The organism is Streptomyces sp. NPDC005566 (assembly GCF_040605575.1).
Taxonomy (GTDB): Bacteria; Actinomycetota; Actinomycetes; order Streptomycetales; family Streptomycetaceae; genus Streptomyces.
The window spans coordinates 67,119-80,742 of the sequence record NZ_JBEXDB010000026.1; the positions used below are offsets into that span (position 1 = coordinate 67,119).

Below are 13,624 nucleotides of genomic sequence, written 5' to 3' on the forward strand. Positions count from 1 at the left end.
TGCCAGTCCGGCCCGGTCGGTCGTCCGGTCGGCCTGTTGGAAGGGATCCACGGGGCTGTTGTAGAACCACTCACCCCGGGGCGAGTGGCCCGGCCCCCGCCCGGTGGCCCGACCTGGCCGCCCCGCCGGTCACCCAGCTGCGGCCCGCCGCGCGCCCGTGGGTCAGCTCGCCCCAGCACAGCGCCCTCCAGACGGCGTGAAAGGGTCTCAGCAGGCTGATCCCCCTCTTCCCCGGGCCGCATGTGCCGGCTGATGGCTCCGAGAACGAGGCACGATTCCTTGACCGCTCGTGGACGCGGTCGTGGACGGTCGAAGTACGCGTCAGCTGACCCGAAGACCGACCGCCAGCGTCAGTTCAAGGACCCGCTGTGGCGATGCGAGATCCGGAAACAGCTCCCGCAACTGCGACATCCGGTACCGGACTGTCTGGGGATGGACGAACAGCGCCGCCGCCACCTCGTCCCGCCTGCCCTGGTGCAGCAGCCACGCCCGCAACGTCTCCTCCAGCCGCCGTGCGGTCGCGACAGGCAAGGTCCGCAATGGTGCGAGGGCTCGGGTACGCAGGTCTGCAAACGCGTCCGCGTCGGCGCTCAGCACCAGCTCGGGCAGGTGGTCCTCGGTGTCACGAATCTCGGAGGAGAGGGAGCGCGCGCGTTTGGCTCGTGCGTACGAGGCGGACGCACACGTCCATGGCCGGGCCGGGCCGGCCACGGCTGCGCGGTCGGTCAGCTGCCGCAAGAGATGTGGTCGGTCGGCATCGGGGACGAGCAGCACACCGGTGGCGTCCGGCAGATCGTCGAGGACGAGGGTGCCCGGGTCGAGCGCGCGGTAGGCCGGCCGGGCCTGGGCGGCGGGCAGCAGGACCGCGGTCAGCGAAACCGGAGGCTGCCACCCGGCCAGTCGAACAGAGGCCAGCAACACGTCCGGGCTCGCACCGGCGAGGAGGTCGCGGGCCAGGTGTTCCAGGTGGCGCTCGTGGGCCCTGCCCCGGGCGGCCAGTTCGTCGGCGTGGCCCGCGGCGCTCGCGGCGGAGAGCTCGTCGATGTAGGCGAAGGTCAGCTCGGCGAACTTGGCGACCTCGGCGGCGGGCAGACCTGCGGGTACGGCACCCGCTGCCAGGCATCGCCAGGCCACGCGGGCGCCGACGCGGTAGGCGCTGAGCAGGGCGTCCATCGAACGGCCGTCGCGCACCTCGCCGCGGCCCAGCTCGTAGGCTGCGTCACCGGCGTCGCCGCCTGTGGCGTTCCCGCTCGCAAGGTCCAGGTAGTGCCCCAGAGCGGTGCGGACGGCTCGGCGCATGGTGCCGCCCATGCGGCCGGAAAGAGCGTTGGCGTAGGGAGGGACCTCGTCGATGATCGCCTGGACGACCTCGTCGGCGGTGGTCTTCAGCGCGGCCCGAAGCGCGGTGACCGTCGTCTCATTGAGGGCCAGTTCGCTGGCCCTCCGGATTGCATGACTCACGTTTTGTTCCCTGCGAACAATTCAGCCGACCAGATTTACGTCCTACGGTCAGGACTTTACGCCTCGAGGCGCAGCAAGCTGGAGCCATGACGAGTGCAGCCCTCCGCAGCAGGGCCTGGAAACTGCTGGAGATGGTCACGACGCCGCTGCTGCCGTCGGACTACCTCGACCTGGTCAGCCCGCTGCGTGCGGGCGCTGACCTGCGTGGGCGCATCGAGGCCGTGCACCCCGAGACGGGTGACGCCGCGACCATCGTGATCAGGCCGGGACGGGGCTGGCGCGGCCACACCGCCGGCCAGTACGTGCGCATCGGGGTCGACGTCGACGGGGTGCGCCTGTGGCGTGCCTACTCCATCACCTCACCGACAAACCGCCAGGACGGCCGCGTCACGATCACCGTGAAGGCGATCCCGGACGGCAAGGTCAGCAACCACCTGGTCCGCAGGGCGCAACCGGGCACGCTGGTCCAGCTCGACCAGCCGACCGGTGACTTCGTGCTGCCGCAGGCCAAGCCCGCCAAGGTGCTCTACCTGACGGCCGGCAGCGGCATCACGCCCGTGATGGGCATGCTGCGCGACAGCGAGTTCGACGACGTCGTCATGGTCCACTGCGCGCCCCAGCCACAAGACGTGATCTTCCGCAGCGAACTGCACGACCTCGTCGCGGACGAGAAGCTGCGGCTCACCGAGGTGCACACCGACACGGACGGCATGCTCGACATCGCCCGTCTCGACGAACTCGTGCCCGACTGGGCCGAGCGTGAGACCTGGGCTTGCGGGCCCGCGGGCCTGCTCGACGCCGCTGAAGAACACTGGGCCAAGCACGACGTACGAGAGCGCCTGCACACCGAACGCTTCCGCCCCGGCATCGTCGTCGCCGGCGACGGCGGCGAGGTCACCTTCAGCACCACCGGCAAGACCGTCGACGCGGACGGCGCCACGCCGTTGCTGGACATCGGCGAGGAGGCCGGCGTGCTCATGCCCTCCGGGTGCCGCATGGGCATCTGCTTCGGCTGCGTCACGCCGCTCAAGGCGGGCGCCGTTCGCGACCTGCGCACCGGCGAGATCACCGAGGCCGAGCCGGGCGTCCTCATCCAGACCTGCGTGTCCGCCGCGGCGGGCCCATGCGACATCGAACGGTAGGAGCACCTTGACCGCCATCGACCCCACCGCCCACCTGACTGCGGAGCAGATCGAGGAGCTCGGCCGCGAGCTGGACGCGATCCGCGACGAGGTGATCGCCGGCCGCGGCGAGAAGGACGCCGCCTACATCCGTAAGGTCATCTCGGCGCAGCGCAAGCTCGAACTGGTCAGCAGGGGCGTGCTGCTGTTCTCGATCTTCCCGCCGGCGTGGGTGATCGGCACCGCCGGTCTGTCCGTGGCGAAGATCATGGACAACATGGAGATCGGCCACAACATCCTGCACGGCCAGTGGGACTGGATGCGAGACCCGAAGATCCACTCCACCACCTGGGACTGGGACCACGTCTCGCCGGCCGACCAGTGGAAGCACTCGCACAACGAGCTGCACCACACGTACACCAACGTGATCGGCAAGGACAACGACCTCGGCTACGGCATCATGCGCGTCGACGAGGACCAGAAGTGGCACCCGCTCCACCTCGGCCAACCGCTGTGGAACTTCATCAACGCCTGCTTCTTCGAGTACGGCATCGCAGCGTACGACCTTGAGCTCGGTAAGAACCTCCACAAGCGCCGCCGCAAGAGCCCGGAGTTCCGCGCGCGGGCCAAGGCCGTGGGCCGCAAGATCCGCAAGCAGGTACTCAAGGACTACGTGATCCACCCGCTGCTGTCGGGCCCGTCATTCCTCCCCACCCTCGCCGCCACGTTCACCGCGAACCTGGTCCGCAACATCTGGACCCACTCGGTCATCATGTGCGGGCACTTCCCCGAGGGCGTGCAGGTCTTCGAGCGCCGGTCGATCAAGGACGAGACACGCGGCCAGTGGTACCTGCGCCAGATGATGGGCTCGGCGAACATCAGCGGCAGCAAAGCCATGCACTTCATGTCCGGCAACCTGTCGCACCAGATCGAGCACCACCTGTTCCCGGACCTGCCGAGCAACCGGTACGCCGAGGTCGCGGTGAAGGTGCGCGCGCTGTTCGAGAAGTACGAGCTGGAGTACGTCACCGGGCCGCTGCCCAAGCAGGTGGTCTCCGCGTGGCACAAGGTCTTCCGGCTCTCCCTGCCGAACAAGAAGCCCAAGGTCAAGACGCCGGACCGCGAGCGGGACCTCGTCGCGGCCTGATTCCCAGGAGCGAGGGCGTTGGCGCTTGTGTGTCCGGCTCGGTGGCGGGGTACTTCTTGGCGATGTGCCCTGCGAGTGCCCACAGCGCCTGCGCGGGCCCCGTCGGGGAGGGCGGGGCCGAAGCTCTGTTACGGCAGGTGCGGGGCCACGGCGTGCGTCCTCTTGTCGACGGGGGTCAGGGCGGCGAAGGCGAGTTCGTCGGGGGTGCGGCCCACCCGCACCGCCGTGTGCCCCAGGGGGCAACCTGGCGCGGGGGACGGCGTCAGCTCGCGGACGAGGCGGGCGTAGATCTTTGACGGCACCCGGCCTGACGCGATCCCGCGCTCACCATCAGCCCTGCATGGCCCTGGGCCGACAGTACGTGTGGAGGGACGAGGCAGAGCCGGGTGGGGTGCGGCTGCGACTGGGGCGATGCCGCCCGTCTGTTTGAGCTGGCGTTCGCCGGTCATACGGGGTTCTGTAAGACCTTTTCCATCGAACAGGGAGTGATCAGCTGTGTCTGGTGAGCAGAAGACCGAGGCAAAGGCCGAGCAGGCCAAGGGCAAGCTCAAGGAGACCGCTGGGCGCCTGACGGGCAATGAGCGACTGACGGCCGAGGGCCGCGCGGAGCAGGCCAAGGGTGATGCTCGCGGGGCCAAGGAGAAGGCCAAGGACGCTTTCAAGCACTGACCCCACGTATGCGTCGGGACCGGGACCGCAGGTGCGGTCCCGGTCCCGACGCGTGTCAGCCCAGCCGGTTCTACTCAGGCAGCGGGCTGGTGTCGGCGCAGTTGGGCCTGGCCGAAGAGGAGCGCGTAGCCGTCGGGGAGTCGCTGGAGGATGCGGGCGAGGAGGTCGGGCCCGGTGAGGCGGAGACTGAAGCGAGTACGGCGCCGGTGTCCCAGGGGGCAACGGCCGGGCTGACTCCGGTTCGTGTGGCCAGGTCTCTGGCGAAACCCCAGCCGCTGAGCTGTTCGATGTCGGGAGTCGAGGATGTCAGGGCAAGGGCCGCTTCGAGCGGCAGGCGCTGGGCGAGGTCGACGCGTTCCTCGCCGGTGATCTGCCGGCCGAGTGCGGCCAGGACAGTGCGTGCGGATTCTTCCGCGCGCTCAAGTGTGGGGTAGACGCCTTCGATCCAGGCCGCAGTTGCACGGACGAAACGCTCGGGCGAGAACGGTTCCGCCGCCTGCAGGGGGATTGAGCAGGATCAGGGCGTACGCCTCGGGAAGCCGGGCCGCGAGCTCGGCCCGTACCGTGCCGACGAGGTGGGCGCCCAGGAGAGCCAGGACGACGCGGGCCACCCGCTCGGCCTCCTGGACGGTCGCGTACCGGCCCTCCGCGCGGACCTGATCAAGATAATGCTGCGTGTCGCATCGGCATCACGTCACCACCGATACGCAGTGAGGCGTGAGGAGGCGGATTGCGAGGTGCGGAGGGCCCGCTGCCCCGCAGGGACCCGGCCGCTCGTGCCCGCCCGGAAAACACCTCGGCCGGTCGTTGTGCCCCAGGGTGCGGTGGGGCACAACAACCGGCCGAGGTGGCACCGGTGTCGGATCACTTTATGCGTTACGCCAGCAGGGCGCCGAGGAGCATGCCACCGACGAGGCCGACGGCGCTGACCACGATGGCGGGCACGGCGAGCCGCTCGTGCCGGACGGTCTTGGCGATGATGGCCAGCACCAGGCCGATGACGCCGAAGACGATCGGCAGGAAGATCAGCGAGATCACGCCCAGCACCATCGCGATGATGCTCAGCACGTTGCCGGTCGATTCGCGCTGCGGTGCACCGTGGGGCTGCTGTCCGGTCGGTTGGTTACCGTAAGGCGTTGTCATCTGCCACTCCCTCGGGTGATCACACTGAGACCTGATCCCGGAATGGACCGGCCCAACCCAGCGGGTGCCCACAAGCTCCGCGGAAACACCACGACGTGGAAGCGAAGGCCGGAAGACGTGACCGGGCCTTGCATTGGGCACGGTCGGAGGATGCCCGCTCCGCGACCGAATGGGTGCCGTGTTCAACGGGTGCCATGTTCACGTCAGGGTGTGGGGGGCTCCGCCGAGCCTGCCGACGCCACTGGCTCGGCTGACCCACCCTGAGGTGTCGGCGCCCCGTCCAGCACCGCCCGGCCGAGCCCGGTCCGGTGGTGGAGGACGCGTACACCTTGGCGCTGGGAAAGGAGCAGCCCCGCCTCTCGGAGAACGGTGGCGTGCCGGCTGGCCGTCGACGGTGCGAGTCGCAACGCCGCGGCAATGTCCATGGTGGTCATCGGACGGTCCAACACCCTGAGGAGTTCGGCACGCGAGGCGCCGATGAGCTGGGCCACAGGGGCGTCCCTGCCGCGGTGGCGGCGTTCGAGCCAGCCGGGCGCGGGTGAGAGGGGGTGGACGAGCACCGGGGGCAGTTCCTCGTCGACGAGGGCGAGCGGGGCGCGAACGCAGAAGAAGGCCGGGATGAGTGTCAATGCCCTTCCGTGCAGGGTGAGTTCACGTTCGATCGGGTAGGGGGCGTGGAGATTCCGGTCCTGGTAGCGCCACCCGGGCAGTTGGTCGTAGCCGGTGAGCAGGCCCTCCGCGCCATGGGTGAGGACGGCTTGGACGCGTATGGTCCGGTCGGCCGCCGCCTGAGCGCGCATCGAGGCGAGGTAGGGATCGACGGCCACCTGGTGATAGGCGCGCAGAGCGGCACCGAGGCGATGCAGCGCCTTCGGACAGCCGTCGGCGAGTGGGCGCAGACCCGCCGGTGCGGGGTGTCCGGTGTGGGCGTGCAGACGGGTGAGTTCGGCCCGCAATCGGTGCCGGGGGGTGGACAGCAGCCGGTCGAGCCCGGATTCGAGATCGGCGTCACCGCGGCCGGGCGTCAGGAAATCGGGGAAGTAGGAGCCGTCCGGGCAGAGTCGCGTCAGGGCGCGTGTCACGGAGACCAGGCCGGATTGCCGCAGAGCTGTCCCCACCTCGCGGCGCCAGGCGCCGAACGCGAGAGGTGCTTGGCGGTTCTGCAGGAGGTGCAGACTCAATGCGGTTTCCCAGAGCGGGTCCACGCCGGGCGCGACGCGTAAGCGGGCCAGCTCCTGGCTCGTGAATTCCACCCGTAGCACAGCGCACCCCCGGTGGTCGCAGGCGCTTGACGGCGCCCGCCCTGCGGAATTCTACGCGCATCACAGATGTGACGCATGCATGTCAGTAACCTGGGGCGATCGAACGAGGGACCGGCCGGAACTCGTGCAGGCCCGACCGGAATTCGCCCCGGCCGGGCCCCACGATTCACTGTCATGGTTCAGCAGAGAGGTACTCCGGGCAGCTTCGCGTCCGGATGGTCGATGTAGATGTTGCTGATGAAGCCGTTCTGGTCGCGCAGTTTGCTCCACCAGTTGTTGCTGTACCCCTCGGCGTTGACGGTGTCACCCTGCTTCTGGCACAGAACCCGCACGGCCGTCGGACCCGCGAGGGTGGTGACGACGGCGGCATTGACGCGCGCGTCGGCGCGAACGTTCACCCCGCTACCCCAGGTGTTGAAGGGGGAGCCGCTGCCACCGCAGCCGTTGTCACTGGTCAGGTACGCCTGGTTGTAGCTGCCGGGGTAGGAGAGGCCGACGCCGTTGATCACGATGTTCTGGCCCACTCCGTTGAGCAGTTGCTCGTAGTGAATGTGCGCCCCGGAGGAGTTGCCCGTGCTGCCGGTGACGCCGATCTGCTGTCCTTGGGCGACAGACGCACCGCTCGGCACTGAGTACGCGGACAGGTGGAAGTAGTACGTCGTCCAGCCGCCGCCGTGGTTGATGGCTATGTAGTTGCCGGCACCGCTCGGCTGTGAGTAGCGGGTGGCAGTGCCGGCGGCCGAGGCGAGCACCGGGGTGCCGGCCGTCGAACCACCGTCCGAGCGCACGAAGTCCAGCGCTCGGCGCACCTCGGCCGAGTGGTGGCTGTACGTCCATCGCTGGCCGCAGGGGTAGGGCGCCTTGAAGACGGGCGCGGCCGTCGCACCGGCCTCCCCGGCCTGCGCCGGGGCGACCGACAGTCCGGCCAGGGCCATGAGTGCCGCGACGAACAGAGCCGGAAGACGTCTGAGAAACCTCACGAATGCTCCTAGGTGGGGGAGGGGCCCGGACGGAACCGGGCGGAGGCGCGGTAGGACGTCGGGAACGTAGCGGCGACCCGTGCCGGTGACAAGCGTGCGGCGGCCTCCTTCGACCAGGAACGAATTGCTTGCGTCTCGCGGCCGCCCCCCACCACCGTTTGCTCACGTGCCACAGCGTCACCAGGCCGCCGGCTCGGTGCGTCCGTGCCCCGAAGGAGCCCCCATTCATGTTTCCGCTCCGTCCCGTCCGCCGTATGTCGCTGCTCGGCACCGCCCTCACGTCTGCCGCGCTGATCGCCGCGTACGCCTGCTCCGCGGCGGCCGCGCCTCTCCTGACTCCCTCCGCCGCCGCTCGTAGTCCGCAGTCCGCCGGCTCCGCGCACCTCCCGTCCACCGGGCCCGCTGCCACGAGAGCCGTGCCGGCTGCGGCAGTTGAAGCGGAGACCCGAACCGCCGTGGACATCCCCGCCGACGTCACAGCGGGTGTCGCGGTGTTCGACCGCCTCACCGGCCGCTTCACCGAATCGCACCAGCCGGACCGCGCATTCCGCTCCGCATCGGTGGTCAAGTTGCTGCTCGCACTGGACCACATGTGGAATCGGGGACCGGCCTACGATCTGCCGCAGGAGGACCGGGACCGGCTCGGGGCGATGCTCAGCAGCAGCAACGACGCCGCCGCGAGTCACTACTGGTCCACCGGTGGCGGCAGTGCCGTGATCTCGCGCATGGTGCCCCGCCTGGGGCTCACCGGTACAGCACCGCCGCCGGCCGGCTATCCCGGCTACTGGGGTTACACGGCGACCACTGCCGCGGACACCGTCCGCGTCTACCGCTATCTCCTCGACCAGGCGCCGGCACCCGTGCGGGACCTCGTCCTGGGGGCGTTGCACCGGTCCACACGCTGTGCCGCCGACGGCTTCGACCAAGGCTTCGGGCTGCCTTCCGCGTTCGAGGCGCCAGGGGCGGTCAAGCAGGGCTGGTCGGGCTTCACCTCCGGGGGATGTGTCGCTCCTGAGGGCCCGGCCGGCATCGCCTCAGGCAGGACTCCCAGCGCGACCATGCCCGGGAACGACATCGCGAGGCCCGGTTCCCGAAGGACGGCCTCCGACGCGGCGGCCCCCTTCGCGCCGCCTTCCGGCGATGCCGCGGCACCCGCGCTGGATCTGACGTCCGAGGCACTGCACACCACCGGCACCGTGGGCCCCGACGACCGTACGGTGGTCGCCGTCCTCACCCTGCATCCCGATGGCACCCCGTACGGAACCGCGTACAGCAAGGTCACCGCACTCACCGGCTCCCTGAACGTGCCCGGAGCCGTCCGCCCCTCCGGCACCCGGTTCACCACTTGGGGCAGCGGCGTCCGTGTCCGCGCGGCCGCCACCACTTCCTCCGCCGCCCTCACCACTCTGCCCGCCGGAGTGGACGTCCTCGTCGGCTGCCAGAAGCAGGGCGGACAGGTATCTGTTCCGCCCTACCTCAACGACTGGTGGGCGTATCTGCCCCAGTACGGCGGCTGGATCACCAACATCTACATCAGTACCCCCGGCAACACACTCCCTGGCGTACCCAACTGCCCGTAAAGGCCTTCCCCGCCCCCACCGAGAAGGAGGCGCACAGTGCGCCGCAACCAGAGACCGAACGCCCGCCCCCTACCCGCGGGACGAGGGCCGGCCCTCGCCGTCTCCCTGCTGGCCGTGGTGGCTCTCACGCTCGCCGCCGGCCCTGCCGCCGCGCGCGTCTCCGCGCCCGCCGACGCCCCGCTCGGGGGCGTCAGCTGGCGGACGGACCTGTCCGCACCCACCGGTGAAGAGACCAACGTCCGCCGTGTGGACGGCAGTCTGCGTCTCCGCGATCCCGGCCCGCGGCCGGCTTCCACCCGTATAGCCCGCGGACAGGGCACGGTCCTGCTGCCCGCGCGCATACTCGACCGCGCGGTGGACCTGATCACCCCGGACCTCGACGCCACCGTTCCCACCGGCTCCGAGGTCGCCGTCGACGTACGCGGGCAGGACGGGCTGGGCCGGTGGACCGAGTGGCGCGAAGCGCGGGACGACTCCGCCGCGCGGCTGCCCCGGGCCGTCACCCGCGTGCAGACCCGCATCACCCTGCTCTCCGCGCCGGACGGCACCGCGCCGACGGTCCACGCCCTGGCGCTCAGCGCAGAACTCGGCAGCACGCTGAACGAAGCGGCCGCCGCGGAAGCCGTAACGGCCAGCGTCTACGCAACCCGTGAGGGGCTGGTCGGCGGCACCACCGCGAACGGGCACGTGATCGTTCCCAACGATCACTTCGTAGCGCTCCCCTCCCGGCGGGGCCTCTCACCGAAGGGCAGCGGTCAATACTCGGTCCGCGTCTGCGGTCCCGCGCGCTGCGAGACCGCCCCGGTCTGGGACGTCGGCCCGTGGAACACTCGCGACGACTACTGGAACCCGTCCTCCGTCCGCGAGTCCTTCAAGAACCTGCCGCAGGGCAAGCCCGAGGCCCAGGCTGCCTACCAGGAGGGCTACAACGGCGGGCTGGACGGGTCCGGTCGCCGAGTGCTCAACCCGGCAGGCATAGATCTTGCCGACGGCACGTTCTACAACGTCGGTCTGAACAACAACGGCTGGGTCACCGTCACCTACCTGTGGACCGGCAGCGGCGCTCCGACCACGTCCTTCCCGACCTGGGGTACCGACGTCAACATTCGTCAGCAGCCCACCAGCGCATCCACCCGGGTCGCGCAACTCCCCGGTCCCACGACGGTGCGTGTGCAGTGCCAGGTACATGGCCAGCTCGTCCAGGTCGACGGCCACAGCAATGACGCCTGGTCCTACCTGCCGGACTACGGCGGTTACGTGTCCAACATCTTCATCGACGTGGCCGACAGCTGGCTTCCCGGCGTTCCGAACTGCTGATCCACCAAGTCCGTCTCTCCCGTTCGAGAGGCAGATCGCCGCGCCCTTTTGTGGGGCAGCACTCCTCGGGCCGGCCGCCGGTGACACCGGCGGCCGGCCCTGTCGCGTCCGGCGGTCCACGGGCGGGCATGCGGCCGCGCGCCGCTGCCCGGTGAGGTGGCGGCCAGCACAGGGCGGCGGTCGGTCCGACGCAACCGACGCCGTCCGCCGGGCGTAGTGGGTGGCACACCACCCGGTGGCCTCGCGGAGTTGCTGCGTCGTCGGCACCGAGATCGTGCGGTAGGGCCGCGCCGCCCAGCAGTGCGTGCGAACGGGCAGCCGCCGGGGCGGGGCGACCGGTCAGGGCGGGCCGGTCAGGGGCGGGCCGCCGTCGCCGCGAAGTGAGGTGTGTCGCACGTGGCCGCGGTCTGTTGCTATGCAACTAGTTGCGCAGCAGACTCACCGTATGGCCCTTGAGCACGCGATCCTGGTGTCCCTGCTGGAGCTGCCCGGTTCCGGCTACGAGCTGGCGAACCGCTTCGACCGAACCATCGGTCGATTCTGGAGCGCCAGCCACCAGCAGATCTACCGGGTGCTCAAGCGCATGGAGTCCGACGGCTGGGTCGCCGTCGAGGAGGTGGCTCAGCACGGCCGACCGGACAAGAAGGTGTACTCGGTGGCCGACCCCGGACGGGCCGTGCTCACCGCCTGGCTGAGGACGCCTGTCGAGTCCGAGTCGGTTCGGCAGGAGCTGGCCGTGAAAATTCGGGGTGCCGCCTTCGACGATCCCCAGGGCCGGGCCGGACTGCTCGCCGAGGTGGAGCGGCACCGGGAGATCCACACCGCCATGCTGGAGCGCTACCTGGCGGGGGAGCGCCGTGACTTCCCCGACCCCGAGACGCAGGACGCGGGCCAGTCGCTGCAGCACGTCGTGCTGCGCGGCGGTATCGAGTACGAGCGCATGTACCTCGCCTGGCTCGACGACGTCCTCGCGACCCTTCGCCGGATCATCGGCTGACCTTGCAACCCGTAGGCCCCAGAAGGGACCCTTCCATGCCCAGCGAACTGCTCTTCAACCCGCGCACGTACGATCCCGCGCATTTCGACCCGGAGACCCGCCGCCTGTTGAGGGCCACGATCGACTGGTTCGAGACGCGTGGCAAGAAGGCGCTCCTCAGCGACTACGTCGACCGCACCTGGTACGCGGACTTCCTGGAGTTCGCCGCCAAGGAGGGCCTCTTCGCCGCATTCCTCACCCCGTCCGCCGACGCGGCCGACGACGGGAACAAGCGCTGGGACACCGCCCGAAACGCCGCCCTCAACGAGATTCTCGGCTTCTACGGCCTGAACTACTGGTACACCTGGCAGGTCACCATCCTCGGCCTCGGCCCGGTGTGGCAGAGCGAGAACCCCCAGGCGCACGCCCGCGCGGCTCAGCTGCTCTCCGAAGGGCATGTCATGGCCTTCGGTCTGTCCGAGAAGAGCCACGGCGCCGACATCTACCAGACGGACCTGGTCCTCACCCCGGACGGCAAGGGCGGCTTCCTCGCCAACGGCTCCAAGTACTACATCGGCAACGGCAACGTCGCCGGTCTCGTCTCCGTCTTCGGCCGCCGCTCCGACATCGAGGGCCCCGACGGCTACGTATTCTTTGCCGCGGACAGTCGCCACCCCGACTACCACCTGGTGAAGAACGTGGTGAACTCGCAGATGTTCGTCAGCGAGTTCCGCCTCGAGGACTACCCGGTGGGCGCCGAGGACGTGATGCACACAGGGAAGGCCGCCTTCGACGCCGCCCTGAACACCATCAACATCGGCAAGTTCAACCTGTGCGCCGCGTCCATCGGCATCTGCGAACACGCCATGTACGAGGCCGTCACCCACGCCCACAACCGCATCCTGTACGGCAAGCCGGTCACGGCCTTCCCCCACGTGCGCCGGGAATTCACGGACGCGTACATCCGGCTGGTCGCCATGAAGCTCTTCAGCGGCCGAGCCGTCGACTACTTCCGCTCCGCCGGCCCCGACGACCGCCGCTACCTCCTCTTCAACCCGATGACCAAGATGAAGGTCACCACCGAGGGCGAGAAGGTCATCGACCTGATGTGGGACGTCATCGCCGCCAAGGGGTTCGAGAAGGACACCTACTTCGACAAGGCGGCCCGGGACATCCGTGGCCTGCCCAAGCTGGAGGGCACGGTCCACGTCAACCTCGCCCTGATCCAGAAGTTCATGCCCAACTACCTGTTCGATCCCGCCGAGTACGCGCCCGTGCCCACCCGTCTCGACGCGGCGGACGACACCTTCCTGTTCCAGCAGGGCCCGGCGCGCGGTCTGGGCGCCATCCGCTTCCACGACTGGCGCACCGCCTATGACGCGCACGCCGACCGGCCGAACGTGGCCCGCTTCCGGGAGCAGGCAGACGCTCTGTGCGAGCTGCTGTCCCAGCACGCTCCCGACCGGGCCCAGCAGCAGGACCTCGATTTCTCGCTCGTCATCGGTCACCTCTTCGCCCTGGTGGTCTACGGCCAGCTGGTGCTGGAGCAGGCCGAGCTGACCGGGCTGGACGCCGACGTGCTGGAGGAGATCTTCGACGTGCTGATCCGCGACTTCTCCGCCTACGCCACCGAGCTGTACGGCAAGGCCGCCACCACCGACGCGCAGGCCACCTGGGCCCTGGCCGCCATACGCCGTCCCGTCGCCGACCCCGAGCGCGGCGCCCGCGTCTGGTCCCAGGTCGAGGCGCTGTCCGGGGGCTACGAGATGCAGTCCTCCTGACGCCGAGGACCTGGGCCGCGCGCCAGCGCCCCTCGGGCTTCTTTACGTGCACGGCGAGGGCCCGTGGTGACGATCACCACGGGCCCTCGCATGTACTGCTTCTCGCGGGTCAGCCCTTGCGGGACTTGACCTCGTCGGTGAGCTGGGGGACGACGGCGAAGAGGTCGCCGACGACGCCGTAGTCGAC

12 protein-coding genes and 2 pseudogenes are annotated in these 13,624 nt (G+C 69.6%); 7 read left to right on the forward strand and 7 right to left on the reverse strand.

What is annotated here, in order from left to right:
- Positions 1-321: 321 nt before the first annotated feature.
- Positions 322-1,461: a helix-turn-helix domain-containing protein gene (locus ABZS61_RS31550; protein ID WP_356428842.1), complete on the reverse strand. Its 1,140-nt coding sequence runs from the start codon at positions 1,459-1,461 to the stop codon at positions 322-324.
- Positions 1,462-1,547: 86 nt separating this feature from the next.
- Between ABZS61_RS31550 and ABZS61_RS31555 the strand changes: the two genes are divergently transcribed.
- Together ABZS61_RS31555 and ABZS61_RS31560 are read left to right on the forward strand one after the other, a co-directional pair.
- The gene (locus tag ABZS61_RS31555; RefSeq protein WP_356428845.1) at positions 1,548-2,603 is read left to right on the forward strand and encodes a ferredoxin reductase; all 1,056 of its coding nucleotides are present in this window, start codon (positions 1,548-1,550) and stop codon (positions 2,601-2,603) included.
- A gap of 7 nt (positions 2,604-2,610) precedes the next feature.
- Positions 2,611-3,729: an acyl-CoA desaturase gene (locus tag ABZS61_RS31560; RefSeq protein WP_356428848.1), complete on the forward strand. Its 1,119-nt coding sequence runs from the start codon at positions 2,611-2,613 to the stop codon at positions 3,727-3,729.
- 128 nt (positions 3,730-3,857) lie between these two features.
- Here the strand turns inward: ABZS61_RS31560 and ABZS61_RS31565 are convergent, their stop codons facing one another.
- Positions 3,858-4,031, reverse strand: a complete 174-nt coding sequence (locus tag ABZS61_RS31565) for a hypothetical protein (RefSeq protein ID WP_356428851.1) — start codon at positions 4,029-4,031, stop codon at positions 3,858-3,860.
- A 193-nt stretch (positions 4,032-4,224) separates the two neighbouring features.
- On the opposite strand from ABZS61_RS31565, the gene ABZS61_RS31570 reads away from it, so the two are divergent.
- Positions 4,225-4,398, forward strand: a complete 174-nt coding sequence (locus tag ABZS61_RS31570; protein ID WP_356428854.1) for a CsbD family protein — start codon at positions 4,225-4,227, stop codon at positions 4,396-4,398.
- 74 nt (positions 4,399-4,472) lie between these two features.
- On the opposite strand, the pseudogene ABZS61_RS31575 reads toward ABZS61_RS31570, so the two are convergent.
- From ABZS61_RS31575 to ABZS61_RS31595, 5 genes and pseudogenes are all read right to left on the reverse strand, one after another.
- Positions 4,473-4,843 (reverse strand): annotated as a pseudogene (locus ABZS61_RS31575) (DUF2267 domain-containing protein).
- 27 nt (positions 4,844-4,870) lie between these two features.
- Positions 4,871-5,030 (reverse strand): annotated as a pseudogene (locus tag ABZS61_RS31580) (DUF2267 domain-containing protein); the annotation flags it as partial.
- 244 nt (positions 5,031-5,274) lie between these two features.
- Complete coding sequence (locus ABZS61_RS31585) at positions 5,275-5,541, reverse strand: hypothetical protein (RefSeq protein WP_356428857.1); 267 nt, start codon at positions 5,539-5,541, stop codon at positions 5,275-5,277.
- A 203-nt stretch (positions 5,542-5,744) separates the two neighbouring features.
- Positions 5,745-6,794, reverse strand: coding sequence for a winged helix-turn-helix domain-containing protein (locus ABZS61_RS31590; RefSeq protein ID WP_356428860.1), 1,050 nt, complete (start codon positions 6,792-6,794; stop codon positions 5,745-5,747).
- Positions 6,795-6,982: 188 nt separating this feature from the next.
- On the reverse strand, positions 6,983-7,783 hold the full coding sequence (locus tag ABZS61_RS31595) for a M23 family metallopeptidase (protein ID WP_356428863.1): 801 nt from the start codon (positions 7,781-7,783) through the stop codon (positions 6,983-6,985).
- Positions 7,784-8,010: 227 nt separating this feature from the next.
- Between ABZS61_RS31595 and ABZS61_RS31600 the strand changes: the two genes are divergently transcribed.
- The 4 genes from ABZS61_RS31600 (at position 8,011) to ABZS61_RS31615 (ending at position 13,437) form a co-directional block, all read left to right on the forward strand.
- On the forward strand, positions 8,011-9,363 hold the full coding sequence (locus ABZS61_RS31600; RefSeq protein ID WP_356428866.1) for a hypothetical protein: 1,353 nt from the start codon (positions 8,011-8,013) through the stop codon (positions 9,361-9,363).
- A gap of 36 nt (positions 9,364-9,399) precedes the next feature.
- Positions 9,400-10,680 carry a hypothetical protein gene (locus ABZS61_RS31605; protein ID WP_356428869.1) on the forward strand — a complete coding sequence of 427 codons (1,281 nt, stop codon included), beginning with the start codon at positions 9,400-9,402 and terminating at the stop codon, positions 10,678-10,680.
- A 445-nt stretch (positions 10,681-11,125) separates the two neighbouring features.
- Positions 11,126-11,677 carry a PadR family transcriptional regulator gene (locus ABZS61_RS31610; RefSeq protein ID WP_356428872.1) on the forward strand — a complete coding sequence of 184 codons (552 nt, stop codon included), beginning with the start codon at positions 11,126-11,128 and terminating at the stop codon, positions 11,675-11,677.
- 35 nt (positions 11,678-11,712) lie between these two features.
- Positions 11,713-13,437, forward strand: coding sequence for an acyl-CoA dehydrogenase (locus ABZS61_RS31615; RefSeq protein ID WP_356428875.1), 1,725 nt, complete (start codon positions 11,713-11,715; stop codon positions 13,435-13,437).
- Positions 13,438-13,624: the final 187 nt, after the last annotated feature.

Excerpts from the sequence above, each read along its gene's own strand:
- ABZS61_RS31610 (WP_356428872.1), top strand. The coding sequence starts at position 11,126 with ATGGCCCTTGAGCACGCGATCCTGGTGTCCCTGCTGGAGCTGCCCGGT.
- ABZS61_RS31600 (WP_356428866.1), top strand. The coding sequence starts at position 8,011 with ATGTTTCCGCTCCGTCCCGTCCGCCGTATGTCGCTGCTCGGCACCGCC.
- ABZS61_RS31615 (WP_356428875.1), top strand. The coding sequence starts at position 11,713 with ATGCCCAGCGAACTGCTCTTCAACCCGCGCACGTACGATCCCGCGCAT.
- ABZS61_RS31585 (WP_356428857.1), bottom strand. The coding sequence starts at position 5,541 with ATGACAACGCCTTACGGTAACCAACCGACCGGACAGCAGCCCCACGGT.
- ABZS61_RS31555 (WP_356428845.1), top strand. The coding sequence starts at position 1,548 with ATGACGAGTGCAGCCCTCCGCAGCAGGGCCTGGAAACTGCTGGAGATG.